The sequence below is a fragment of the Microbacterium sp. SLBN-111 genome (genome assembly GCF_049739645.1).
In the GTDB taxonomy this organism is placed as follows: domain Bacteria; phylum Actinomycetota; class Actinomycetes; order Actinomycetales; family Microbacteriaceae; genus Microbacterium.
This window is the reverse complement of the sequence record NZ_JBMGQH010000001.1, coordinates 2,974,510-2,997,484: the sequence shown is the minus strand read 5'-3', so window position 1 is coordinate 2,997,484 and position 22,975 is coordinate 2,974,510. Positions and strand designations below refer to the sequence as shown.

The following is a 22,975-nucleotide window of genomic DNA, read 5'->3' as shown; positions in this document are numbered from 1 at the left end:
GGTCGCCGGGCGCTTTCGCGTGAGGTGAGTGGGTGACCGCGCGTCAGCCCGCGGCGGAGCCGGAGTGCACGGGAAGGCTCGTGAAGCGCCGCGGCTCGCTCGCACGCCGCACGCTTTGGGCAACGGCATCCTCCGGGGTCTTCGCGAAGCTCAGCGCGACCGTGCGCCGCTCGTCCAGCCACCGCCCCTCGTGCAGGACTGAGCGGATGCGATCGGCCCAGCCACCGGTTCCCTCGACCGCGACGACCGGGGTGCCGAAGTCGTAGGCGATGGTGAGCTCGTTGAGCGTGCCCGCTCCCCCGCCGATCATCACGACCGCATCGCAGACCCGCGGCGTCAGCAGATTGCGGATCGTCCCCATGCCGGTGGGGAACGCGACGTCGACGAATTCACTGGCGCGGGAGCGGTCGGCGTCCGGCAGGAAGCCGATGGTCAACCCGCCCGCCTCTCGAGCACCCCGCGACGCCGCGGCCATGACCCCCGTGGTGCCGCCGCTGACGAGCACCGCCCCAGCGGTCGCCACGGCCGCGCCGACGCGCTCCGCGACGTCGAGGATGTCGACCACGCTGCCCGGTGCGGTGTCCCCCGCGCTCCCGATGACACCGATCACGAGTCTGGTCACACGTCCTCCACTCCGGCCGCGATGAGGCCGCGGCGCAGGTCATAGTCCTCGCGCACGACGCGGGCGAGATCGAGCGGACTGCGTGCGGCGGTGGCGAAGGATGCCGCCGCGGCACCCGCCACCACGGCTCGGAGCAGATCGCCGGTGTCGGCCATCACCGCCGCACACGCGCCGCCGAACACGTCCCCGGCGCCCGTGGGGTCGCACGCATCGGGGTCGCGGAACACCGGCACCCGCCACCGACGGGTGCCCTGGGAGAGCACGGCCCCGCGCGACCCGCACTTCACCACGACAGCGCCCGCACCCCAGTCGTGGAACAGCGCCGGCAGGTCGCGCTCGGCGACATCCGGCAGGAAGACCGCGGCATCCGAGGTGCTCGGCAGGAATACGTCGACGTCCGGCAGCGCGTCCCTCAGCGCGCCGTTGCCGCTCTGCGCGAGCTCTCGCCGGTCGGGGCAGTCCAACAGCGTCCACCCGTCACCTTGGACCGCGTCGACCGTCTCCCGCAACCGGGAAGCCGGCAGCAAACCCAGGTACCACGCGTCCGCCGATGCGTCCGCGAGGTCGGTGCCCGCGGGCAGGGTCGCGTGCAGCAGGTCCGCCCGGTCGGTGGTGTCGAGGAACCGCGCGCGGTCCGCGAGCGGCACGTGCGCGATCGCGGCCGGGTCGGCCGGGTGGGCGCGGGACTCATCCCGGGCGTACGAGAAGCTCACGCGGAGATTCGGAATGTCGGACCGCCGATGGATGCCATCGACCCCGACGCCGAACTCACCCAGCCGGTCGAGTGCGGCGAGGGGGAAGTCCGCCCCGACGACGCCGTGGACGGCGGCGGCAACCCCGGTCAGCGCGGCGCCCATCGCGGCCCAGAACCCGTTCCCGCCCGGGCGGTCGACGTCGTACGAGCCGTCGGCGAACGCGACGGCATCCACGGTGAATCCGCCGACGATCCGCGTGAGGCCGGTCATCCGCGGGTTCGGGTCGGGCGCTCGAACGCCACCTGGACGAACTCCTCGACCACGGACCGCCGGGCGCGCACCGCGATCCGCGCCGCGGGGCGCTCGGAGGCCTCCGGCGCGGGCCGGAGATCCACGCTGGTCATCCCGCGGGTGAGCGTTCCGTCCAGCTCGACGCGGACCGGCGCCTCGAGGTAGTCGGCGACGAGCGGATCGAGGGCGATGACCGCCGCCGTCGGGTCGTGCAGCGGGAATCCGGGGATGCCGAGGTCGGCGAGGTTGAAGTCGAGGTAGTGCGGGAGCATGGCGCGCACGAGGTCGACCGCCGGCGAGGACGGCGCGGCGTCGATCCGCCGCATCTCGGCGGGGGTGATCCGACACGTCATCGTGATGTCCAGCGGCACCAGGAGGAGGTTCCGGGCGGACGCGAACACGCGATCCGCGGCCTCCGGGTCGTGGCGGATGTTCGCCTCCGCATGCGGGGACATGTTCCCGGGCACCGACACCGCGCCTCCCATGACGACGATCGCCCGGAGGAGCGCGTCGAGACCGGGTTCGACCTCGAAGGCCCGACCGATGTTGGTCAGCGGACCGGTGGCCAGCAGCACGAGCTCGCCGGGGCGCTCACGTGCGAGCCGCACGATCTGCTCCGCCGCGGTCTCGTCGACGATCACGCCGGGCGGCTCGTCGGTGGATGCCATCCCGCCGAAGCCGTCCTCCCCGTGGACGGTGGCGGCGTAGTGGACCTCCTGGTTCCAGGGCTTTGCCTCTCCCCGCGCCACGGGCACACCCTCCAGCCCGAGCACGCCGAGCAGCTGGCGCGCGTTCCGCGCGGCCTGCGCGGCGGAGGTGTTGCCGTGGACCGTGCCGACCGCGACGATCTCGGCGCGGCCCGACGCCGCGAGGAAGAGGGTCGCCATCGAATCGTCGATGCCGAAGTCCATGTCGAGGATCAGGGGCACGGGTGGCGGGGTCGGCATGGGTCGGTCTGCTCTCTCGAAGGCGCGGATGACGGATCGCGGAAGCGGCGGCGAGGGACCGGGGCCGCCTCACCGCCGCTTCACCTCACTTGCTGGTGATCGAGGGGTCGATGAACTGGTCGTCGAAGATGTCGTCCGGCGTGAGGGCCGGGTCGATCTTCACGCCCGTGGCGCCGAGGAGCGACGTCACCTGATCGAAGCTGTTCTTCGCACGGGCCGGGGCGAAGTCGCCGATCGGGACGGAGGGGTCGGTTCCGGCCATCAGGTGGAGGTTCTTCAGGATGCCCGCGCCCGCTTCGGCCACGCCGGGCGAGTAGACCCATCCCGTGTCGTACTCCTCGACCAGCTTGACGATGAGCGCGTTCGTCGGCGCCGGGTCGGCGAGATACGCCAGGGCGGAACGCTGGAGGATCGGCACGAGCTTGGTGAGGCAGGGCGAGAGCTTCTCGAGATCCGCCGACCGGATCGAGAGCGCGTCCGGGTAGACGTCGTATCCGGCGTCCTTCACCAGCTGGTACTTCACGGGCTTGTCCCACTGCGAGATCTCGTGCTCGTAGATGTACGGCTCGGAGGTCGCGAAGCCGTTCTGAGCGATGCTCGGGTCACTGACGAACCGCGCCGGGCTGCCGTCGTACGAGTCGGAGAGCTGCGACTGCTTCAGCACGCCCTTGGCGACGAGCGCCTGTGCGTACAGACCGCCCTTCGGCACGACGACCGTGGCATCCGTCTTCCCGATGTCCGCGATCGACGTCCAGTCCGGGTGCGTCTGCGGGTCCCACATGATCATCTGGGGGCTCTGCTGGCGCGTCGCGAAGACGCCGATGGTCGGCTGCGACTCGGCACCCGCGACGCGATCCTCGGTGGGCACGCTGCCGAGGGTGATCGAGGTGTCCGTGTACATCTGCGAGGCCACGGGCTGGTAGCCGATCGCGGAGCCGCCCGAGCGGACCTCGATCTGCACGCCGGTGCTCTTGCCCTGGTCGACGAGTGTTCCGGTGACGCTCTTCTTGTCGGCGTCGATGACGGCGTCGGGTCCCACGAGTCCGTAGAACGGGCCGTGGTCGACCTCCGGTTCCCACGTGGCCTGGACGACGACCGTCGCCGGACACACGTCGGTGAGGATGCTCGCGTCGTCGGCGAGAGGAATGGTGGATGCCGGTCCGGCAGGCGCCGCGGCCGTGGCACAGCCGGAGAGCGCGGCGCCGGCCACGGCGAGGACGGCGATGGCGAGGAGCGGTCGGGAGGGGCGGTGCGCGGAACCTGGAATCACGGGAGAGCCTTTCGGGTAGGCGCCGAGGGTCGATGTCGCGTTCGGCTGTGAAGCCGCGAAGTGCGGCCCGGGGCGAGTCTCCCACTTGTCGGACAACTTCACCCGACTTATCAGACAAGTTTACGAAGCCGGAACGCGCGCGAAATGCTCGACCGCGAACCGGACGGATTCGCGCTGGCTGCGTCAGCCGCGCGTGACCCGCCGCACGAGCACGTTGCGCAGCTGCGCCGGCGCGGGGGTCTGCACCTCGCGGCACCAGTAAGCGACCTCGCGCGCCGGCCCGAGGCCGCAGTACGTGAGCTGCAGGGCGGATGCCGTCACGTCGAGCCCCAGTGCGCGCTGCTCGTCCTCGACGAGCATCGAGGACCCGAACCACACCGTCTCCCACGCGACCGCGACCCCGTTAAGGCGTTCGGCGAGGTCGAAGACCGGCAGCGACGGGTCGATATCCGCCTCGAGCGTGGCCGCCGAGCGGGTGTCGGTGACGGGGATGACGTCGTCGGCCATGACGTACGGTCGCCCGTCGGCGCTCCACACCTTCCGCGTGCGCAGGACACGGGTGCCGATCGGCAGGTCGTGGAACTGCTCGGGAGCGTCCGGAGACCTCTCCACCACGCCGAACGACGCCGAGATGACCGTGACACTCGGCTCGTACCCCGCGCGCGCGATGGCGTCGAGATGATCGCGCTGCTGGTCGACGCGAGTGCCGAGCTGGTCCAGGTGCGAGTGGATGACGGTACGCGCACCGTGCGACCGGTGGATGTACCCGCGCTCCTCGAGCCGGATCAAGGCTTCGCGAACCGACGTGCGGCTGGCCCCGGTCAGTGCCGCGAGCTGTGGCTCGGACGGCATCGGGCGGCGCTCTCGATCGACGTTCTTCCAGATGCCGATGAGGACGTCGACCAGATGCTCCGCATCGGAACGCCCTCTCGCCATCCACGCATCCTCACTGCTCGGGACCCCGACCCGCACAGCCTACTCGCACGCCTCCGCGACTCCCCCGGCCGACCGGCTGCTCGCGCGGGAGAGCGCGCGCGCCCCGGGGCCAATGGCGAGAGCACTCTGCCGCCGGCGTGATATCGAAGGCAGAGCGCTCATCGCGGATCGGGTACCGCACTCAGTCGCGAGCCCGGCGGCGGCGCAGGACCACCGCGGTCACGATGCCGCCGACCAGAAGGACGACGCCCATCCCGATCGCCCGGGCCACGGGCGGGGCACCGGTGCGAGCGAGGCCGGATCCGGATGCCGTCGACCCCGTCGCGGACGCGGTCGGCGCGGGGGTCGCCGACGCGGACGCGGTCGGATCGGGAGTCGGCTCCGGCGACATCGTGGGCGTCGGTGATGCCGTGGGAGTCGGGTCGGGTGTCGGCGTCGGCGATGCCGTGGGGGTCGGGTCGGGTGTCGGCGTCGGGTCAGGCGTCGGAGTGGGTTCGGGCGTGGACGAGTTCGTCGGAGTCGGGTCCGGCGTCGGCGTGACCGTCGGCATCGGGGTCGGGTCGGGCGTCGGCGTGGGAGTCGGGGTCGCCGTGGGAGTCGGAGTCGGGTCCGGCGTAGGGGTGGGGGTCGGCGTGACCGTCGGCGTCGGGCTGGCGGTGGGCGTCGGGTCCGGCGTCGGCGTGGGAGTGGGCGTAGGCGTCGGGTCCGGCGTGGGTGTGACCGTCGGGGTCGGGTCCGACGTCGGCGTCGGCGTCGGGGTGGGGGTGGGCGTCGGCGTAGGCGTCGGCGTCGGATCCGGCACCGCGAACAGCGTCCGCACCGCGTCGGCCGCCGCGTCCCGCGCGAAGGCCATACCCGCGGCGTTCGGGTGAATCGCCCCCCGCTGGATGCCACCGAAGGGCAGCCCACTGACCGGGATGCTGTCCGGCGAGAGCGTGAGCGTGATGCCGTTCACATACGCGTCGGACGGATTGCACGGGCTGTGGGCCACGGATCCCGGCAGCAACGACACGTACGTCGCCCCCGCCGCGGTGGTGGCTGCGGCCATCGCCTGGTCCATGTACGCCTGCGTGTCGGTCAGAAGCGCGACATCGGTGTCCAAATATGGGAAGGCGTTCGTGCGGAAGCCGAAGAAGCCCTGGAACAACGACGTGTAGCAGCCGGAACTCGGCGTGTGCGCGGCATCCGGAGCCAGGGCGGGGTAGCCGAGGACGATGATGTTCGCGTTCGGCGCCTTCGCGTGGATCGTCTGGAGCGCGGCGGTCAGCGCGGGTGCCACGGTCTGGTCGATCTTCGTCTCGAGCGTGTTCACGGGCCCCGCGGGAGTGTTCACGACGAACTGCTCGCGACACGTCTGGTGGGTCTGCCCGTCGATGCTCCCGAGGACGGGACCGGTGGGCGCGAGGGCGACGCACATCTGTCCGATGTTCCAGAACCCGAGGTCGTTGCCGCCGATCGTCAGGGTGACGAGGTCGGTCGTGGCATCCAGCGAATCGATCTGGACCGGGGCCGTGCCGCTGACGGTCTGCGGGGTGTCGACGACGTTGGCGATCACGGCACCGCCGCACGTGCGGTCGGTCAGCGCGAATCCGAACTGCGCGGCGAGGAGGTGCGGGTAGTTCTGGTCGGACTGATCGCAGCCCTGCGCGGGCTGAGTGGATGCCAGCGGCAGACCCCATCCGGCCGCGTAGGAATCGCCGAGCGCGACGTAGTGACGGCCGGTGAGATCGGGGACGGCGGCAGAGGCGGCGGACCCCGCGACCGCGAAGACCGCGGCGGCGAGAACGGCCAGTGCGGCCCCGGAGGCAAACAGACGTCGCATCCGGCGAGGTTAGGGTCCTCGGGCCGGGCCGATCCGCGAAACGGCGCGAGAGCCGCCCGAATTCACCCTCGGGTCGGCTGCGGCCCCGAACTCGAATCGCCCCCGCTACCGGTCGCACCGGCGGCGAGAGCCCGCGCCGATGCGACGACCTCCCGCGCCCCTTCCACGGACATCACGATCGAGTAGTGGTCGGTGCCCGCGACTCGCTGAGCGTCCGCGAGACGCGGCACCTCGCCGCGGACCCGCGCGAGGTCGGGATACAGCGGGGGCACCTCTCCGCGCAGCCCGCGCTCCGCGGCCAGGAGCACGGTCGGTCGCGGCATCCGGTCGAGCGCTCGGCCGATGTCCGCGCCGGTGTTCTGGTCGATCGAGTCGGCCTCCACCGTCGCGAGCGTCGTCGCGGGACGCAGCTCCGGCTCAGAACCGACGAGGTCGTAGGCGAAGTAGTCGTCGAGCAGCGGATCCTCACGATCGACGAACGCGGGGTGGGCGCGCCAGAAGTCGCGGTAGGCCGCGGCATCCGGGAATCGCATCTCCAGACGCGCGGCCGTCGGCCCCAAGACGTGCCTCACCGCCTCGACGGGCGGCATCCCCGGGGGAAGGTCGAGCGGAAGCCCGCCATCGACGAGAATCACGGCAGCTGCCCGATCGGGGTGCCGGTCCGCGAACACGGCCGACACGAACGCTCCCATCGAATGCCCCACGATCAGCGCCCGCTCGACGCCCGCGGCATCCAGGACCGCCGCGAGATCGTCGGCGTGGGCCGCCATCCCGAACGGGCCCGACAGGTCGGCGCTGCGTCCGCGACCGCGCAGGTCCGGCGCCAGCAGCCGCACGTCCGCCGTCTCGCGAGCCACCCACGACCACGCGAGATGCGAGGCCGTGACCCCGTGCACGAGCAGCCACGGCGAGCCCTCGGCATCCGGATGCCACTCCCCCACGTGCAGCGAGCCGCCGGCGACCGTGACGGCGTGCGTGCGATCGCTCACCGCTCGCCCCGCACCGCGACCTCGAGTTCGTCCCACAGCTGCTCGAAGCGCGCGTTCCACGGCGTGGCGAACATGCCCGCCTCCCACCTCCGACGCACCTCGTCGAGGTCGACCCATTCCGCCTCGAGGACCTCTTCGGGGTCGACGACCACCGCGGGCTCGCCCCTGACGTGAACGGACCACAGATCGAAGAGCGCGCGTTCCTCGACGACCCGCCTCACGAGCACGAGATCATCCGGAAGGACGGAAATCCCCACTTCTTCGTCGAGCTCGCGGATCGCCCCGCGCCGACTCGACTCCCCGCGCAGCGCGCTGCCGGCCGGGAACTCCCACGCCAGCGGGTAGTCCTTGCCCTCGGCCCTGCGGCTCACGAGGACCCGACCCGTGGATGCCACCACGCATACGGATGCCACGATGTGGAACGACCCGGCGGGCACCGGCCCGTCGCCCCTCCGGTGAAGAGTGCCGGTCGGGGTTCCCTGGACGTCGGTGACGTCCCACATCTCGTCGTCGGCCATGCCGCCATCCTCGCGCGGCAGCGACCGCAGCGCGAGGGCCGACACCCCGGCGAGAACGGAAAAGGCCCGGTTTCCCGGGCCTTTTCGTTTGGTGCACCCCCTGGGACTCGAACCCAGAACCCACTGATTAAGAGTCAGTTGCTCTGCCGATTGAGCTAGAGGTGCGTTCCGTTCGGCCCGGAAAACGTGTTCCGAACCGAGGGATTACGTTACCAGGCGTGACCAGGCCGCGCCAAATCGGCCCAGCATCGCCGTCTATCCTGGACGCGTGTCCCCCATCGATGAGACCCTCGCGACCGCGCACTCCGGACCGTCCCTGAGCGACGACCTGGCGCTGGCACTGCGCCTGGCCGACGCGGCCGACGCGGTTGCGATGGCCCGTTTCGACGCCGCCGACCTGCGCATCGACACCAAGCCCGACCGCACCCACGTCACCGAAGCAGACCTGGCGACCGAGCGCGCGATTCGGGAGATCCTGGATGCCGAGCGCCCCGACGACGCTATCCTGGGTGAGGAATTCGGCACCACGGGCGACACCGCACGCCGATGGGTCATCGACCCGATCGACGGCACGCACAACTACATGCGCGGCATCCCGGTCTGGGCGACGCTCATCGCGCTCACCGTCGACGGTGTGCCGCAGGTCGGCGTCGTGAGCCAGCCGGCGCTCGGCCGGCGCTGGTGGGCCGCCACCGGGCACGGCGCGTGGACCAATGGCCGCGACGGCGAGGCCCGTGGCATCCATGTGTCCGGCGTCGATGAGATCGCGCACGCGAGCATCAGCTTCCAGAGCATCGAGCAGTGGGACGACGTCGACCTCGTCCCGACCCTCGAGCGCCTCGCGCGCGCCGTCTGGCGCGACCGCGGCTACGGCGATGCCCTCCCGTACATGTGGCTGGCCGAGGGGCGCCTCGAACTCGTCGCGGAGTTCGGCGTGAAGGAGTACGACATCGCGGCGATCGCCCCCATCGTGCGGGAGGCCGGCGGCCGGTTCTCGGCGTTCGACGGATCCGACCGCCTCGACGCGGAGTCGTCCCTCGCGACGAACGGCGTGCTGCACGACGCGTTCCTCGCCTTCCTGCACGCGGAGGACACTCCGTGATGCGGCGCACCCTCGCGGCGGGATCGGCTGCGCTCCTGACCGCGCTGGTGTTGACCGCGTGCACCCCGACCGCCGCGGCTCCGACGACTCCCTCATCGGCGCCGACGGACGACTCCGCCGCGACTCCCGCCGCAACGCCCACGGATACCCCCGATGGCGAAGCCGCCGACCCGACGTGCGAGACGATCATCCTCTCTTCGACCGCCGCCGACTTCCGCAGCATCGGGTGGAAGGCGCAGAGCGAGCCGTTCCGCGTCGGCGCGACCGAGGTTCCCGACGGCATCCTGTGCAAGTGGAGCGACGGCTCGGCGACCGCCGCCGGGGTGCAGATGTTCGGGTGGAGGCGCCGATCGACGCCACCGCCGCCGACAAGGCGGAGCGCGACCTCGTGGCATCCGGGTGGAAGCGCGAGGATGCCACCAACGGCGACGTCTACGTGACGGAGAACCCCGACTGGCTCGGTGGCCGCGGCGTCGATGGCTACGGCATCACCTACCTGTTCGGCGACGGCTTCGTGAAGGTCGCCGACACGAAGCAGAGCCTGGTCCTGATCGACTGGCCGCCGAGTCAGCGATAGGGGTTCACGGCATCCACGGATCCGGATGCCGCGTGCCCTTGGTCCCACGCGTCGCCCCGCGCTTCGCGCTCGCGCCAGATCGCGTCGAGCTGCAGCACGCGCTGGGCCAGCGCCACCCAGTCGCTCCACGCTCCCGCGGGCAGCGAGGCACCGTCCGACGCGACAGCACGCCATGCCTGAAGGTCGGCATCCGGATGCAGCTGAAAGGGGCCGACGTCGATGCGCTGCGTGCGGGGATCGGGCATGCTCCGACGCTAGGTCGCGAGCGAGGTGCCCGGCAAGCCGGTCGCGTAGGCTCGATCGTCGTGGCTATCGGCGCGACCATTCACACGTTCACGGTGCAGCTCTCGGACGTCGATCGCGGCGTGTACGACGAACTGCAGCTCCGGGTGGCTCGGCATCCGTCCGAGACCGACCCGTACATGCTGACGCGCGTGCTCGCCTACTGCCTCGAGTACGAGGAGGGCATCGCGTTCAGCGAGGGCGTATCGGCGACGGACGAACCCGCCGTCATGGTGCGCGACCTCACCGGGGCACTCGTGGCCTGGATCGAAGTGGGAGCCCCGGATGCCGCCCGCCTCCACACCGGCAGCATGAAGGCCGAACGGGTCGCCGTCTACACCCACCGCGATCCCGACAAGGTCGCCGCACCGTGGGCCGGCAAGCGCATTCACCACGCGGAGGACGTGCTGCTGCATTCGTTCGACGCGGGCTTCGTCGAGCGGATGGCCGGCGCGATCGAGCGCCGCAACACCGCGACCCTGACCCGCACCGAGGGCCGCGTGTACCTCGAGCTGAACGACCTGTCCGGCGAGAGCGACGTGCACACGCGGTCTGCGGCATAGAAAAACCCCCGTCCGCGAAAGGCGGGCGAGGGTTTTTCCGGTGACGATGGTTCGTGGAGCTGGGGGGAATCGAACCCCCGTCCAACGCTGGGTCTCCGCGTTTTCTCCGGGCGCAGTCTGTGCAGACGTTCTGCTCGGCCCCGACCTTTGTCACAGACACCTAAGTCGACAGGCCCAGTCCGGGAAGAGTCCCGCGTGACGTCCGGACGCCGTCACACAGCAAGACCCCTAAATGACGCCAGGATCCGTGGCGGGGTCACACACGGTCTGACGGACTATCGGGCTCGCTTAGGCAGCGAGGGCGAAGTCAGTGCGCTTAGCATTGGCACTTATTGTTTTGCAGGGAGCGTTTACGAGATAACCCCACATCCTCGGCCCGCTTCTCGCGGATTCGCAGGCGCTGTCGAAACCGATCAGCCCCGGGAACTCCGTGCAGGAGCGACCATTGTCACACTGTTGAGTTGCCACCCTCGGATGCCGAAACACCCGAGCATCACAGTCTACAACGGATGCGCACCCTGGGCCATTCCCGGCCTCTCCCCTAGGCTCGCCGCATGAGTCAGGTCACCATCACCGTCCGGGGCGAGAGCGAGACGCGCGTGCGCGCCGAGGAGGCCGCGGTGCGGGTCACCGTGTCCACCGACGGTCCGGCGCGCGGCCCCGTGGTCGAACGCGCGCAGGAGCGGGCGGCATCCGTTCAGGACGGTCTGGTGGCGCACCTGCGCTCGGGCGAGGTGTCCGAGTGGTCGAGCGCGCGGGTCTCGGTGTGGTCGGATCGGCCGTGGAACAACGAGGGCGCACAGCTGCCCCTGGTGCACCACGCCAGCGTCGAGCTGTCGGCCACGTTCACCGACGCCGGGGCGCTGTCGTGGTGGCTCGGCGACGTCGCCGAGTCCGACGACGTGCAGGTCACGGCGGTGGACTGGCGCCTCGCGCGCGACACCCGTGTGGGTGTCGAGCGGAAGGTGGCCGCCGCGGCCGTGCAGGTCGCCGTGGAGCGCGCCGCCGCCTACGCCGAGGCGCTGGGGCTGGCATCCGTCACCGCCGTTGAGATCGCGGATGCCGGACTGCTCGAGTCGCGACCGGATGCCGCGTCTCCGCGCATGATGTTCGCGAAGGCCGACGCCGGACCGTCGTTCAGCCTGCAGCCGCCCGAGCTCGTCGTGAGCGCCACCGTCGAGGGGCGCTTCGTCGCGGAGTGAGGGTCACTCCCCCAGGCGGTTGCGCGTGCGCATGGCGCGCTCGGCTTCGCGCTTGTCCTCGCGCTCGCGGATCGTCTGACGCTTCTCGAACTCGCGCTTGCCCTTCGCCACCGCGATCTCGACCTTGGCGCGGCCGTCGAGGAAGTACAGACGCAACGGGACGAGTGTGTACCCGCCGGCGGCGACCGCGTGCGACAGCTTCACGATCTCGTCCTTGTGCAGCAGCAGCTTGCGGGTGCGCTTCGCCGAGTGGTTCGTCCAGTGCCCCTGCGAGTACTCGGGGATGTGAACGGCATCCAGGTACGCCTGACCGCCGTCGATGTAGGCGTAGCCGTCCGTGAGGTTCGCACGCCCCTGGCGGAGCGACTTCACCTCGGTGCCCGTGAGCACCAAACCGGCTTCGTACGTCTTCTCGATCGCGTAGTCGTGACGCGCCTTCTTGTTCGACGCGATGAGCTTCTCACCCTGCTCACGAGGCATGGTGCCACCTCCTCATGATTCCGGGCACACAGAGCCCCTCAGTCTACGCGATCAGGCGCGCAACCAGCGGCGGATCGCGAAGCTGGCGCTGAGGGCGGCCAACAGCACGCCGATCACGATGATCACCGGCACCACGATGGCGAGGTCGCTGACGCCGACCCACGACGTGATGAAGTTGATCCGGTCGCGGAGATATTGGTTCACCCCGACCCCGACGATCGCCCAGACGGCGACGCTCGCGAGGGCCGAGCCGATCAGCGCGGCGAGCACGCCCTCCAGCACGAACGGCGTCTGGATGAAACGGTTCGAGGCGCCGACGAGTCGCATGATGCCGAGTTCCCGTCGTCGCGCGAACGCGGAGAGGCGGATGGTCGTGGCGATCAGCAGCACCGCCGCGATGAGCATGAGGGCAGCGATGCCGACGGCGACGTAGGTCGCGACGGTGAGTGTCTGGAACAGCGGCTCCAGGTACTGCATCTGGTCGGTGACACCCTCGACACCGGCTTGACCGGTGAAGGCCTCGGCGATCACGTCCGACTGGCTCTGGTCGACGAGGTTGATGTTGAAGGTCGCGTTGAACTGGTCGGCCGAGACGACCCCGATGATGTCTTCGGGCAGCTGCGACTTGGCATCCTCGAAGACCTGCTCGCTCGTCGAGTACGTGTAGTTGCGGATCAGCGGAGCGAGCGCCGGGCCGTCGAGAGTCGCCGTGACCTTGTCGATCTCGTCCTGCGACGCGGCTTGACCGGCGACGCACGGATCCTTGTCGGACACCGTCGAGCACATGAAGACGGCGACCTGGGCGCGGTCGGCCCAGTACGACTGCATCTTGCCGATCTGCATCTGCATGAGCATCGCGGCACCGACAAAGGTCAGCGAGACGAACGTCACGAGGATCACCGAGATGACCATCGAGGCGTTGCGGCGGAGGCCGGTGAAGGCCTCCGAGAGGATGAGCCCGAACCTCATGACGTAGGTCCCACTTCGTCGTCGCGGTCGTTCTTGTCGGCGAGGCCGAGACGGTCGGCGAGGCCCAGGGCGTCGACGTCGGGCGTCGTCACGGGCACGGAGCGCGTGTGGGTGCTCGGCTCCTCGACGGGCGCCGGGGCCGCGGCAGCCCGCTCGGCCTCCGCGCGCTTCGCGTCCTCGAGGTTCAGGGGCTCCACGGACCCGGTGATGTGCGCGACCTCGCGCTGCACCTCGAGCACCGCGGTGAGGGCGGCGACCGCGGCCGCGCCCTTCTCGACCTCGGGGGCGAGACGCGGCAGGCCGGACGTGTCGCCGTAACCGCCGCGGCGCTCGTCGCGCACCATCTCGCCGTTGCGGAGCTCGATCACGCGGCGCTGCATCTGGTCGACGAAGCCGGCCTCGTGCGTGGCCATGACCACCGTCGTCCCGCCGGCGTTGATGCGGGCGAGCAACTGCATGATGTCGATCGAGGTGCCGGGGTCGAGGTTTCCGGTCGGCTCATCGGCCAGGAGCACCTGAGGACGGTTCACGAGGGCGCGCGCGATCGCGACGCGCTGCTGCTCGCCACCGGAGAGCTCGTGCGGCAGACGCTTCTCCTTACCGTCGAGACCGACGAGCGCGAGCACCTCGGGCACCGCCTGCTGGATGAACCCGCGCGAGGCGCCCGTGACCTGCAGAGTGAACGCGACGTTCTGGTGCACGGTCTTGTTCGGGAGCAGCCGGAAGTCCTGGAAGACCGACCCGATGTGGCGCCGGAAGTACGGCACTTTCCGGTTCGACAGCGTGCGCAGGTCGCGTCCGAGGACGACGACCCTCCCCTCGCTCGGCGTCTCCGCCCGCAGGATGAGCTGCAGGCACGACGACTTGCCGGAGCCCGAAGCTCCGACGAGGAAGACGAACTCTCCGCGCTGCACCTCGAAGTCGACGGCGTTCAGAGCCGGTCTCGTGGTGCCGCGATACCGCTTGGTGACGTTCTCGAACCGGATCATGGCTCGACGAGCCTAAGCGCGCGACTCCCCCAGCCCGACAGGACGCGCCGGTTCACGAAACCGGGAGAGTCCTATGGATGCCACACCCGTGGCATCCATCGATCAGTCGTCGTCGTCCTTGCGCTTGCGCCACCGGATGCCGGCCGCGATGAGGCCGTCCAGGTCGCCGTCGAAGACGACCGCGGGGTTTCCGACCTCGTATCCGGTGCGGAGGTCCTTGACGAGCTGCTGACCGTAGAGGAAGTACGACCGCATCTGGTCGCCCCAGCTCGCGGTGATCGTGCCGGCGAGCTCCTTCTTCTTGGCCGCTTCCTCTTCGCGCTTGAGCAGCAGGAGGCGCGTCTGCAGCACGCGCATGGCGGCCGCACGGTTCTGGATCTGCGACTTCTCGTTCTGCATCGAGACGACGAGGCCGGTCGGGATGTGCGTGATGCGCACGGCGGAGTCCGTGGTGTTGACGGACTGTCCACCGGGGCCCGAGGACCGGAACACGTCGACGCGGATGTCGCCTTCCGGCACCTCGACCTCGACGGCCTCCTCCATCACGGGGATGACCTCGACCGCGGCGAAGCTCGTCTGGCGCTTGTCGGCGCCCCCGAAGGGGCTGATGCGCGCGAGGCGGTGGGTGCCGGCCTCGACGGACAGCGTGCCGTACGCGTAGGGGACGTCGACCTCGAAGGTCGCGGACTTGATGCCCGCGCCTTCGGCGTAGGACGTGTCCATGACCTTCACGGGGTACTTGTGGCGCTCGGCCCAGCGCAGGTACATGCGCAGGAGCATCTCGGCGAAGTCGGTGGCGTCGTCGCCGCCGGCGCCGGAGCGGATCGTCACGACGGCCGAGCGGGCGTCGTACTCCCCGTCGAGGAGCGTCTGCACCTCGAGCTGGTTGATGACCTCGCGCAGCGACGCGAGCTCTTTGCGCGCCTCGTCGGCGGAGTCCTCGTCCTCCATCTCGTTCGCCAGTTCGACGAGCACCTCGAGGTCGTCGAGGCGCTGGCCGATCTCGGTGATGCGCTTGAGTTCGGCCTGGCGGTGGCTGAGACGGCTGGTGACCTTCTGGGCGTTGTCGACGTCGTCCCAGAGGTCGGGCGCGCCCGCCTCTTCGTTCAGGCGTTCGATGTCGGCGGTGAGTGCGTCGACGTCGACCACGGCCTGAATATCGGCGAAGGTCGAGCGCAGCGCCTGGATGTCGGCGGCAAGGTCCAGTTCGAGCATGACACTCCAGCCTATCGTGGAGACGATGACGAGCGACTCCCCCCGCGATGTGCTCTTCCGCTTCGCACCCATGATCTACGGCCCGACGCTGCTGTTCGCGCTCGGCGAGGGGGCCGTGATCCCGCTCATCCCGGTGATCGCGAACCGGCTCGGCGCCGACGTCGCATTGGCGGCCCTCATCGCCTCGGCGCTGGTCGTCGGGACCCTGTGCGGCAACATCCCGGCGGGATGGGCGGTCGCCCGGTTCGGGGAGCGCCTCACGATGGGCGTCGCGGGCATCGTCATCCTGGGCGGGCTCGTGGGCGTCGTGTTCGCGAATTCGCTCGCGGTGTTCGCGGCGGCGGTGTTCCTGATCGGGTTCTGCGCGGCATCCTTCGCCCTCGCCCGGCACTCGTTCATGACCACGCGCGTGCCGCTGCACTTCCGGGCGCGGGCGCTGTCGCTGCTCGGCGGGACGTTCCGGCTCGGCATGTTCGTCGGCCCGTTCATCTCGGCCGCGCTCCTCGGGATCTTCGGCGACGAGTCCGCGTCGATCGCCTTCTTCGCGGTCTGCCAGATCGCGACGATCCTGCTCGTGTTCCTGGGTCCCGACCCGGAGCGCCTGGTGCCCGCGGCCACCGCCTCGAGCGTCGAGGAGACCGCGGCCACCGCCTTGGCCCTGGACGAGGAGGACACCGGCGAGCCGGTGACGGGCGCGATCCCCACCGCGGAGCGGGCCGGGGTCTTCCGCACGATGTGGCGGTACCGCGGTGTGCTGTCACGGCTCGGGCTCGCGGCCGCGTCGCTCTCGGCGGTCCGGTCGGCGCGCCAGGTCGTGCTGCCGCTGTGGGGAGTCTCGCTCGGGCTGGATGCCTCGACGATCGCGGTGGTCGTGGGCGTCTCGGGCGCGATCGACTTCGCGTTGTTCTACGCGAGCGGCCAGGTGATGGACCGGTTCGGGCGCCTGTGGGCCGCGCTCCCCGCCATGGTCCTGATGGGCGCGGGCTTCTTCGCGCTCTCCGTGACGCACGAGTCGGGCAGCGCGACGCTCTGGTACGGGATGTTCGCGGCGGTCCTCGGCGTCGGGAACGGCCTCTCCAGCGGCATCCTGCTCACCCTCGGCGCCGATCTCGCCCCACCGGAGGAGCCGGCCGCCTTCCTCGGCTCATGGCGCACGCTCACCGACGGCGGCGGGGCGATCGCCCCTGTCCTCGTCTCGGCGCTGACCGCGGCGATCTCGCTCCCCGTCGCCGTCGCGGCGATGGGACTGGTGGCGGTCGCCGGGGCCGTGGGGTTCGTGCGCTGGGTCCCGCGTTACGTGCCGCGCGCCCGGTGATTTGCCGCGCCTCTCTGCGACGACCACGATGAGATCGGAGGACGAGCGAAAGAGGGCTGCCGCATGAAGGACGTCGACCGCGGCTCCCTTGCCGTCTCCGCGGTGCTCGCCTCCGTCGCCGGGTTCGTCGACGCGATCGGTTTCCTCGACACCGGCGGGCTGTTCGTCTCCTTCATGAGCGGGAACTCGACCCAGGCCGCCGTGGACCTGTTCGGTCCCGGGACGCTCGTGGCCGCGGCATCCGCGGGCATCATCGCCGCCTTCGTGCTGGGCGTGGCCGTCGGCGGCGTCGTCAATGCGCGCCTCGCGGGGCACCGCCCGTGGATCGTCGGCGGAGCCGCGGCCCTCGTCGGCGCCGCCGCGGCCCTGGCCCTCGCGGGCGACGCGACGCTCTGGAGAGCCGGACTCCTCGCGGCCGCGATGGGCGCGCTGAACACCCTGTTCCTCGCCGACGGACGAGCACGCGTCGCGATCACCTACTCGACCGGGACGCTCGTGAGTCTCGGCCTGGCATTGGCCACGCTCGTCACCGGCGGCTCACGCACCGCGTGGCAACGCCCCCTGCTGCTGTGGGCGTCACTGGTCGGGGGCGCTGTCGTCGGTGCGCTCGCGCACCGCGCGGGGTCGCCGCTGGCGCTGACCCTCGCCACGGCCGTGCTCGCGATCTGCGCTGCGGTGCTCGGTCGGCGACCCCGGCCGGCGGCGTAGCGGCTCAGTCGCCCACCCGGATCAGCACCTTCCCCGTCGCACCCGCCTCGACCGCGTCGTGCGCCGCCGCGGTCTCCTCGAGCGGGAACCACGTCAGCCCGAGTCCGGCCTCCTCGCCGACCGGCAGGGCGCCGTCCGCCACCGCGGCCGACACGTCCTCGGCGGCAGCCTCGAGAGCCTCCTCGCCGACCGTGTAGAGCAGCAGACCCTGCCAGCGCACGTTCTTCGCGAAGCTCGCACGGACCGCGGCCGTGAATTCGTCCCCGCCATTGTCGGCGTAGTACCCGATCGAGCCGTGGTTGGCGATCACGTCGACGTCGAGCCCGGCGTTCTCCGCGATCGCGACCTCGACGATGTGGTCGACGCCGTCCGGAGCGATCTCGCGGATGCCATCGGCCAGCCCCGCATCGGGATACCGCAGCACGTGGTGGGCGCCGGCCGCACGCGCGAGCGTCTCCTTCTCGCGACTGCTCACGGTCGCGATGACGGTCGCTCCGGCCCAGACGGCCAGCTGGATCGCGGCGTGTCCGACGGCGCCGGCGCCGCCCTGGACGAGTACGGTCCGCCCGTCCAGCGCACCGGGCGACAGGCGCGACGGACCGAACTCGTGCACGGTGAGCGCGCGGTGCGCCGTCATCGCCGGGACGCCGAGGCTCGCGCCGAGCGCGAACGACGCGTCATCCGCCAGCGGCACGGCGCGGGCGGCGGGCACGACGGAGTACTCCGCCGCGGTGCCGCTGGCGCGCTGATGCGCCGCGAGGTAGATCCACACCCGGTCTCCGACGGCGAGGTCGTCGACCCCAGGGCCCACGGCATCCACCGTTCCGGCCCCGTCCTGGTTCGGCGTTACCTCGTCGGCCACGAGTTCGCGCCCGACGGACGCTCTGGCCTTCCAGTCGGTCGGATTGACGCCCGAGACGGCGATGCGCACGCGCACCTCGCCTGGGCCGGGTTCGGGGAGCTCGCGCTCGACGAGCGAGAGGACGGAGGAATCACCGGGAGTCGCGTAGACGATGGCCTTCATACGGATGCCAAGACCCGGCGCCGCGCGAGCATTCCCGCAACACGCCCGTCACCCTCGATCGCGGCCACGGGTTGACGGCCTCTTCACATGGAGCGCGCTCCGCTCGGCCCTACAATGAGGTCACTCGCGGGAGTGGTGAAACCGGCAGACACGCAGGATTTAGGTTCCTGTGCCTTCGGGCGTGGGGGTTCAAGTCCCCCCTTCCGCACGGATGTCCCTTCCGCGACACCGATTCTCTTACCCGACCGACCCGACGGGACCGATGTGATCCACTCCGCAGGCCTGCTCCCCTGGCTGGACCCGGCCGCCATCATCACGAATTCGCAGCCGTGGGCCCTCCTCGTGGTGTGCTTCATCATCTTTGCCGAGACGGGTCTGCTCATCGGCTTCCTGCTGCCCGGCGACACGCTGCTGATCATGGCGGGGCTGCTGTCGCACTCGACCCCCGCGGCTCCGAACGGCGTGTTCGGCATCAACGCCTGGTGGGTCGCCCTGGCGATCGGCGTCGCGGCCTTCATCGGTGGCGAGGTCGGATACTTCATCGGCCACAAGGCCGGGCCGTCGATTTTCGAACGCAAGGATTCCGGCATCTTCAGCCGGAAGAACGTCGAACGCACGAACGCGTTCTTCGAGCGCTTCGGCGGCATCACGGTGATCCTCGCCCGCTTCGTCCCGGTCGTGCGCACGTTCGCCCCGATCGCGGCCGGCGTCGGCCACATGCCGTGGCGCAAGTACTCGCTCTACAACCTCATCGGCGCGATCCTGTGGGGCGTCGGCCTGACCATGCTGGGCTACGCCGTGGGCTACATCCCGTTCGTGCGCGACATCGTGACCGAGTACATCGACGTCATCCTGCTCGCCGCCGTCGCCGGCACCGGGATCTTCATCGCCGTGCACTACTTCCGCGAGCGCGCGGCAGCGAAGCGCGAAGCCGCGGCCGGTACGACCACCGACTCGGCCTCCCTCGTGCTGGACCCCAAGACGCTCGAGGACGGCGACCACCGCGCGCACTGAGCACGGTCGTTAGGACGCCTTCGACGTCTTCTTCTTCGGCTCCGCCTTCTTCTTCGGCGCGGTCTCCTCGGTCTTCCCCGAGCGCGCGGCACGGCTGCGCTCGACGCTCGCGCGGAGCGCCTCCATCAGATCGATGACCTCGCCGCCGTCGTCATCGGCATCCTGTTCTCCGAAGGTGGCGGCCGTGTCGATGGCGTCGCCCTGCTCGAGCTTGGCGTCGATGAGCGTGCGCAGCTCGCGCTGGTACTCGTCGCCGAACTCGTCGGGGTCGAAGTCCTTCGAGAAGCTCTCGACCAGGGAGGCCGACATCTCCAGCTCTTTCGCCGAGATGCGGACGTCCTCGTCGAGCGAGGGGAACTCCGCCGCGCGCACCTCGTCGGCCCACAGCAGCGTCTGGAGCACGAGCACGTCACCGCGGGTGCGGAGCGCCGCGAGCCGCGTCTTCTGCCGCAGCGAGAACCGGACGATCGCCGTGCGGTCGGTCTGCTCGAGCGTCTTCCGCAGCAGCACGTAGGCCTTCGGCGACGTCGAGTCGGGTTCGAGGTAGTACGCCTTGTCGAGCGTGAGCAGGTCGACCTGGTCGCTCGGGACGAACTCGACCACCTCGATCTCGCGGCTGCGCTCGCTCGGGAGCGACGCGAGGTCGTCCTTGGTCAGCACGACCGTCTGCTCTCCGTCGTCGTAGGCGCGGTCGATGTCCTGATACGGGACGACCTCGCCGTCGACCTCGCAGATGCGCTGGTAGCGGATGCGCCCGCCGTCCTTGTTGTGCACCTGGTGCAGCGGGACGTCGTGGTCCTCGGTCGCCGAGTACACCTTGACGGGCACGTTGACCAGACCGAAGGTCAGTGCGCCTTTCCAGATCGATCGCATGCGTCCAGTGAACACCCCCGGCACCTCGGATGCCGAGACCCTTGCGCTCGTGGAGGCGCACAACTCCTGCACGGATGGGCTCATCGGACGGAGACAGGCCGACCGGCGGAGTTGTGCAGGAGTCGTGCGCGCAACCCCGCGGCATCCGTCGGCTCCGCCGCTCTACGCTGGGGCGATGGCGGAGCAGACGGTGCGGATCGACGGCCGTCGGCTGCGCCTGTCCAACCTCGAGAAGGTGCTGTACCCCGAGACGGGGACCACCAAGGGCGAGGTCATCGACTACTACAGCCGCATCGCTCCGCGGCTGCTCCCCCACGTCCGCGGGCGTCCCGTGACGCGGAAGCGCTGGCCCGACGGGGTGGGGACCGCGGCCGAGCCGGGCGAACCCTTCTTCGCGAAAGCGCTCGAGCCCGGAGCTCCGGCCTGGATGCCACGGCATCCGATCGACCATTCGTCGGGCGCCAAGGACTACCCGCTCGTCGAGGACGTCCCGGCGCTGGTGTACCTCGCGCAGGTCGCGAGCCTCGAACTGCACGTGCCGCAGTGGAGGTTCGACGCCGCGGGGACGCGGCTGAACCCCGACCGGATCGTCATGGACCTCGACCCGGGGCCGGGCGTCGGGCTCGCGGAGTGCGCCGAGGTCGCCCGGTGGGCGCGGGCGATCCTGCTCGACATCGGCCTGGATCCTCTACCGGTCACCAGCGGCAGCAAAGGCATCCATCTCTACGCGCACCTCGACGGACGGCAGACGAGCGATGCGGTCAGTGCCGTCGCGAAGGAACTGGCCCGCGCGATCGAGGCCGACCACCCCGACCTCGTGGTCAGCCAGATGTCGAAGGCCGCGCGCCCCGGCAAGGTGTTCATCGACTGGAGTCAGAACAACGGCTCGAAGACGACGATCGCGCCGTACTCGCTGCGCGGCCGCGCCGAGCCGACGGTCGCCGCCCCGCGCACGTGGGAGGAGCTCGACGACCCGGGGCTGCGGCATCTGCTGTTCCACGAGGTCCTCGAACGCGCGGGCGACCCCCTGGCCGCGATCGACCCCGTCGACGGCCCCCTCCGCGCGTACATCGCGAAGCGCACCGCAGGGCGCACGCCCGAACCGGTGCCCGACGCCCCGCACGCCGAGGCTGCGGGCGACGGGCTTCCCCGCTTCGTGATCCAGGAGCATCACGCCTCGCGTCTGCACTGGGATCTGCGACTCGAACGTGACGGCGTGCTGGTCAGCTGGGCAGTCCCGAGAGGGGTTCCGCCGACGACCGGCAAGAACAGCCTCGCGGTGATGACCGAGGACCACCCGATGCAGTACCTCGACTTCGCGGGCGAAATCCCGCGCGGACAGTACGGCGCGGGCACCATGACCGTCTGGGACACCGGTACCTACGAGCTCGAGAAGTGGCGCGACGACGAGGTCATCGCGACCCTCACCGGTCGCCCCGACGGCCCGCTCGGCCGGGTTCGGCTCGCGCTCATCCGCACCGGGGGCTCCGGCGAGAAGTCGCAGTGGCTGCTCCACCGGATGAAGACGGATGCCGACGGCCGACCGCAGGGCGAAGGGTCGGTCGTCGCGCCCCGCGCAGATCCGGCCCCGGCGGCGACCGCCGACCTGCGCCCCATGCTCGCCACCTCGTCGACACCGGGACTGGCACGCGCCTCCGCCGAGCGCTGGGGCCGGGAGTGGGTGGAGATGAAGTGGGACGGCATCCGCGGGATCGGGATGTGGGACGGGAAGCGCCTTCGGTTGCGGTCCCGCAACGGCAACGACCTCACCGCCACCTACCCCGAGCTGACGTCCGTCGACCTCGGTCTGGGGGCGGCTCCCGCGGTGATCGACGGGGAGATCGTGGCCCTTGACGCGCAGGGGCGGCCGAGCTTCCCCCTGCTGCAGAAGCGCATGAATCTCGCCCAGGCGCGCGAGATCGCGAACGAGACCTCCCGCACCCCTGTGCATCTTTACCTGTTCGACGTCCTGGAGGCGGACGGTCGCGACGTCACGGAGTTGACGCTGGTGGAACGTCGCGAGATCCTCGAGCGCCTGGCGGCCGACGCGGCGGCCGTCGTCGTGGTGCCGCCGGTGTTCGACGACGTCGAGGCGGCGCTCGCGGCGAGCGGGCGGTTCGGGCTCGAGGGTATCGTCGTGAAGGACCCCGGCGCGCCGTACCGGCGCGGTCAGCGCTCCGACCGCTGGCTCAAGGTCAAGCACTCCCGCACGCAGGAGGTCGTCATCGGCGGCATCCGTCCCGGGAAGGGGAACCGCTCGGGCACGATCGGATCGCTGCTGGTCGGCGTGCCCACGGCCGAGGGCCTGCAGTACGCCGGACGCGTCGGTTCGGGATTCGGCGAACAGACGCTCGCGCGCCTGTCCGCGCTGCTGGAGCCCCTCCGGACGGATGCCGATCCCTTCGTCGGCGTCCCCGCGGCCGACGCGCGCGACGCGCTCTGGGTGCGCCCCGACCTCGTGGGCGAGGTGGAGTTCGCCGAGTTCACCCCCGGTGGCATCCTGCGCCAGGCGCGCTGGCGAGGGCTGCGGCCCGACAAGGATCCGGCCGAGGTCGTCCGCGAGGACTGAGCG

The 22,975-nt window shown here is 70.6% G+C and carries 23 protein-coding genes, 2 tRNA genes and 1 other RNA gene; 9 read left to right on the top strand and 17 right to left on the bottom strand.

Translation table 11 applies throughout. The features are described from left to right. Nucleotides 1-43: 43 nt before the first annotated feature. The 9 genes from RKD05_RS13905 to RKD05_RS13865 form a co-directional block, all read right to left on the bottom strand. Entirely contained in the window at nt 44-622 is a 579-nt protein-coding gene (locus RKD05_RS13905) for a TIGR00725 family protein (RefSeq protein WP_424710860.1), read from the bottom strand. Next, on the bottom strand, nt 619-1,587 hold the full coding sequence (locus tag RKD05_RS13900; RefSeq protein ID WP_424710858.1) for a carbohydrate kinase family protein: 969 nt from the start codon (nt 1,585-1,587) through the stop codon (nt 619-621). Before RKD05_RS13900 ends, RKD05_RS13905 begins: the two co-directional genes overlap by 4 nt. Next, complete coding sequence (locus RKD05_RS13895) at nt 1,584-2,555, bottom strand: nucleoside hydrolase (RefSeq protein WP_424710856.1); 972 nt, start codon at nt 2,553-2,555, stop codon at nt 1,584-1,586. The genes RKD05_RS13900 and RKD05_RS13895 overlap by 4 nt, the downstream gene beginning before the upstream one ends. A gap of 85 nt (nt 2,556-2,640) precedes the next feature. Beyond that, the gene (locus RKD05_RS13890) at nt 2,641-3,825 is read right to left on the bottom strand and encodes a hypothetical protein (RefSeq protein WP_424710854.1); all 1,185 of its coding nucleotides are present in this window, start codon (nt 3,823-3,825) and stop codon (nt 2,641-2,643) included. A gap of 183 nt (nt 3,826-4,008) precedes the next feature. Further along, entirely contained in the window at nt 4,009-4,761 is a 753-nt protein-coding gene (locus RKD05_RS13885; protein WP_424710852.1) for a GntR family transcriptional regulator, read from the bottom strand. Nucleotides 4,762-4,942: 181 nt separating this feature from the next. Beyond that, nucleotides 4,943-6,583: an SGNH/GDSL hydrolase family protein gene (locus RKD05_RS13880; protein ID WP_424710851.1), complete on the bottom strand. Its 1,641-nt coding sequence runs from the start codon at nt 6,581-6,583 to the stop codon at nt 4,943-4,945. A 62-nt stretch (nt 6,584-6,645) separates the two neighbouring features. After that, complete coding sequence (locus RKD05_RS13875; protein ID WP_424710849.1) at nt 6,646-7,572, bottom strand: alpha/beta hydrolase; 927 nt, start codon at nt 7,570-7,572, stop codon at nt 6,646-6,648. Continuing rightward, nucleotides 7,569-8,090 (bottom strand): NUDIX hydrolase, encoded by a 522-nt coding sequence (locus tag RKD05_RS13870; protein WP_424710847.1) that lies wholly within the window; start codon nt 8,088-8,090, stop codon nt 7,569-7,571. The genes RKD05_RS13875 and RKD05_RS13870 overlap by 4 nt, the downstream gene beginning before the upstream one ends. 89 nt (nt 8,091-8,179) lie before the next feature. After that, nucleotides 8,180-8,255, bottom strand: a tRNA-Lys gene (locus RKD05_RS13865). A gap of 112 nt (nt 8,256-8,367) precedes the next feature. Between RKD05_RS13865 and RKD05_RS13860 the strand changes: the two genes are divergently transcribed. Both RKD05_RS13860 and RKD05_RS13855 read left to right on the top strand, forming a co-directional pair. After that, nucleotides 8,368-9,192 carry an inositol monophosphatase family protein gene (locus tag RKD05_RS13860; protein ID WP_424711862.1) on the top strand — a complete coding sequence of 275 codons (825 nt, stop codon included), beginning with the start codon at nt 8,368-8,370 and terminating at the stop codon, nt 9,190-9,192. A gap of 292 nt (nt 9,193-9,484) precedes the next feature. Continuing rightward, the gene (locus RKD05_RS13855) at nt 9,485-9,769 is read left to right on the top strand and encodes a hypothetical protein (protein WP_424710845.1); all 285 of its coding nucleotides are present in this window, start codon (nt 9,485-9,487) and stop codon (nt 9,767-9,769) included. Here the strand turns inward: RKD05_RS13855 and RKD05_RS13850 are convergent. Next, on the bottom strand, nt 9,760-10,014 hold the full coding sequence (locus RKD05_RS13850) for a hypothetical protein (RefSeq protein ID WP_424710843.1): 255 nt from the start codon (nt 10,012-10,014) through the stop codon (nt 9,760-9,762). The two genes, RKD05_RS13855 and RKD05_RS13850, sit on opposite strands and share 10 nt — an antisense overlap. A gap of 60 nt (nt 10,015-10,074) precedes the next feature. On the opposite strand from RKD05_RS13850, the gene RKD05_RS13845 reads away from it, so the two are divergent. Then, nucleotides 10,075-10,614, top strand: a complete 540-nt coding sequence (locus RKD05_RS13845; protein WP_424710842.1) for a YaeQ family protein — start codon at nt 10,075-10,077, stop codon at nt 10,612-10,614. Between the two features lie 51 nt (nt 10,615-10,665). Here RKD05_RS13845 and ssrA read toward each other — a convergent pair. After that, nucleotides 10,666-11,035, bottom strand: a transfer-messenger RNA (tmRNA) gene (ssrA, locus tag RKD05_RS13840). Nucleotides 11,036-11,168: 133 nt separating this feature from the next. Between ssrA and RKD05_RS13835 the strand changes: the two genes are divergently transcribed. Then, complete coding sequence (locus RKD05_RS13835) at nt 11,169-11,816, top strand: SIMPL domain-containing protein (RefSeq protein ID WP_424710839.1); 648 nt, start codon at nt 11,169-11,171, stop codon at nt 11,814-11,816. Nucleotides 11,817-11,819: 3 nt separating this feature from the next. Here the strand turns inward: RKD05_RS13835 and smpB are convergent, their stop codons facing one another. From smpB to prfB, 4 genes are all read right to left on the bottom strand, one after another. Next, nucleotides 11,820-12,296, bottom strand: a complete 477-nt coding sequence (smpB, locus tag RKD05_RS13830) for an SsrA-binding protein SmpB (protein WP_063257366.1) — start codon at nt 12,294-12,296, stop codon at nt 11,820-11,822. Between the two features lie 51 nt (nt 12,297-12,347). After that, complete coding sequence (gene ftsX / locus RKD05_RS13825) at nt 12,348-13,265, bottom strand: permease-like cell division protein FtsX (RefSeq protein WP_063257365.1); 918 nt, start codon at nt 13,263-13,265, stop codon at nt 12,348-12,350. Beyond that, complete coding sequence (ftsE, locus tag RKD05_RS13820; protein WP_424710837.1) at nt 13,262-14,254, bottom strand: cell division ATP-binding protein FtsE; 993 nt, start codon at nt 14,252-14,254, stop codon at nt 13,262-13,264. Before ftsE ends, ftsX begins: the two co-directional genes overlap by 4 nt. A gap of 102 nt (nt 14,255-14,356) precedes the next feature. Next, nucleotides 14,357-15,469 carry a peptide chain release factor 2 gene (prfB, locus tag RKD05_RS13815; RefSeq protein ID WP_022878413.1) on the bottom strand — a complete coding sequence of 371 codons (1,113 nt, stop codon included), beginning with the start codon at nt 15,467-15,469 and terminating at the stop codon, nt 14,357-14,359. On the opposite strand from prfB, the gene RKD05_RS13810 reads away from it, so the two are divergent. Next, on the top strand, nt 15,468-16,784 hold the full coding sequence (locus RKD05_RS13810) for an MFS transporter (RefSeq protein ID WP_424710835.1): 1,317 nt from the start codon (nt 15,468-15,470) through the stop codon (nt 16,782-16,784). The genes prfB and RKD05_RS13810 overlap by 2 nt on opposite strands. 63 nt (nt 16,785-16,847) lie before the next feature. Next, nucleotides 16,848-17,492: a YoaK family protein gene (locus RKD05_RS13805; protein WP_424710833.1), complete on the top strand. Its 645-nt coding sequence runs from the start codon at nt 16,848-16,850 to the stop codon at nt 17,490-17,492. A 4-nt stretch (nt 17,493-17,496) separates the two neighbouring features. Here RKD05_RS13805 and RKD05_RS13800 read toward each other — a convergent pair whose 3' ends face one another. Next, nucleotides 17,497-18,516: an NADPH:quinone reductase gene (locus tag RKD05_RS13800; RefSeq protein WP_424710831.1), complete on the bottom strand. Its 1,020-nt coding sequence runs from the start codon at nt 18,514-18,516 to the stop codon at nt 17,497-17,499. Between the two features lie 126 nt (nt 18,517-18,642). On the opposite strand from RKD05_RS13800, the gene RKD05_RS13795 reads away from it, so the two are divergent. Next, nucleotides 18,643-18,724: transfer RNA gene (locus tag RKD05_RS13795), tRNA-Leu, on the top strand. Nucleotides 18,725-18,780: 56 nt separating this feature from the next. Beyond that, the gene (locus tag RKD05_RS13790; protein ID WP_424710829.1) at nt 18,781-19,530 is read left to right on the top strand and encodes a DedA family protein; all 750 of its coding nucleotides are present in this window, start codon (nt 18,781-18,783) and stop codon (nt 19,528-19,530) included. Nucleotides 19,531-19,539: 9 nt separating this feature from the next. On the opposite strand, the gene RKD05_RS13785 is transcribed toward RKD05_RS13790, so the two are convergent. Then, nucleotides 19,540-20,403, bottom strand: a complete 864-nt coding sequence (locus tag RKD05_RS13785; RefSeq protein ID WP_424710828.1) for a Ku protein — start codon at nt 20,401-20,403, stop codon at nt 19,540-19,542. 175 nt (nt 20,404-20,578) lie between these two features. Between RKD05_RS13785 and RKD05_RS13780 the strand changes: the two genes are divergently transcribed. Then, nucleotides 20,579-22,972, top strand: a complete 2,394-nt coding sequence (locus RKD05_RS13780) for an ATP-dependent DNA ligase (RefSeq protein WP_424710826.1) — start codon at nt 20,579-20,581, stop codon at nt 22,970-22,972. Nucleotides 22,973-22,975 lie beyond the last annotated feature (3 nt).

What these genes read in the sequence shown, in the direction of transcription:
- RKD05_RS13880 (WP_424710851.1), bottom strand. Translation starts at nt 6,583, where the DNA reads ATGCGACGTCTGTTTGCCTCCGGGGCCGCACTGGCCGTTCTCGCCGCC.
- RKD05_RS13870 (WP_424710847.1), bottom strand. Translation starts at nt 8,090, where the DNA reads ATGGCCGACGACGAGATGTGGGACGTCACCGACGTCCAGGGAACCCCG.
- ftsX (WP_063257365.1), bottom strand. Translation starts at nt 13,265, where the DNA reads ATGAGGTTCGGGCTCATCCTCTCGGAGGCCTTCACCGGCCTCCGCCGC.
- prfB (WP_022878413.1), bottom strand. Translation starts at nt 15,469, where the DNA reads ATGCTCGAACTGGACCTTGCCGCCGACATCCAGGCGCTGCGCTCGACC.
- ftsE (WP_424710837.1), bottom strand. Translation starts at nt 14,254, where the DNA reads ATGATCCGGTTCGAGAACGTCACCAAGCGGTATCGCGGCACCACGAGA.
- RKD05_RS13900 (WP_424710858.1), bottom strand. Translation starts at nt 1,587, where the DNA reads ATGACCGGCCTCACGCGGATCGTCGGCGGATTCACCGTGGATGCCGTC.
- RKD05_RS13835 (WP_424710839.1), top strand. Translation starts at nt 11,169, where the DNA reads ATGAGTCAGGTCACCATCACCGTCCGGGGCGAGAGCGAGACGCGCGTG.
- RKD05_RS13785 (WP_424710828.1), bottom strand. Translation starts at nt 20,403, where the DNA reads ATGCGATCGATCTGGAAAGGCGCACTGACCTTCGGTCTGGTCAACGTG.
- smpB (WP_063257366.1), bottom strand. Translation starts at nt 12,296, where the DNA reads ATGCCTCGTGAGCAGGGTGAGAAGCTCATCGCGTCGAACAAGAAGGCG.
- RKD05_RS13780 (WP_424710826.1), top strand. Translation starts at nt 20,579, where the DNA reads ATGGCGGAGCAGACGGTGCGGATCGACGGCCGTCGGCTGCGCCTGTCC.
- RKD05_RS13895 (WP_424710856.1), bottom strand. Translation starts at nt 2,555, where the DNA reads ATGCCGACCCCGCCACCCGTGCCCCTGATCCTCGACATGGACTTCGGC.
- RKD05_RS13805 (WP_424710833.1), top strand. Translation starts at nt 16,848, where the DNA reads ATGAAGGACGTCGACCGCGGCTCCCTTGCCGTCTCCGCGGTGCTCGCC.
- RKD05_RS13885 (WP_424710852.1), bottom strand. Translation starts at nt 4,761, where the DNA reads ATGGCGAGAGGGCGTTCCGATGCGGAGCATCTGGTCGACGTCCTCATC.
- RKD05_RS13810 (WP_424710835.1), top strand. Translation starts at nt 15,468, where the DNA reads ATGACACTCCAGCCTATCGTGGAGACGATGACGAGCGACTCCCCCCGC.
- RKD05_RS13850 (WP_424710843.1), bottom strand. Translation starts at nt 10,014, where the DNA reads ATGCCCGATCCCCGCACGCAGCGCATCGACGTCGGCCCCTTTCAGCTG.
- RKD05_RS13800 (WP_424710831.1), bottom strand. Translation starts at nt 18,516, where the DNA reads ATGAAGGCCATCGTCTACGCGACTCCCGGTGATTCCTCCGTCCTCTCG.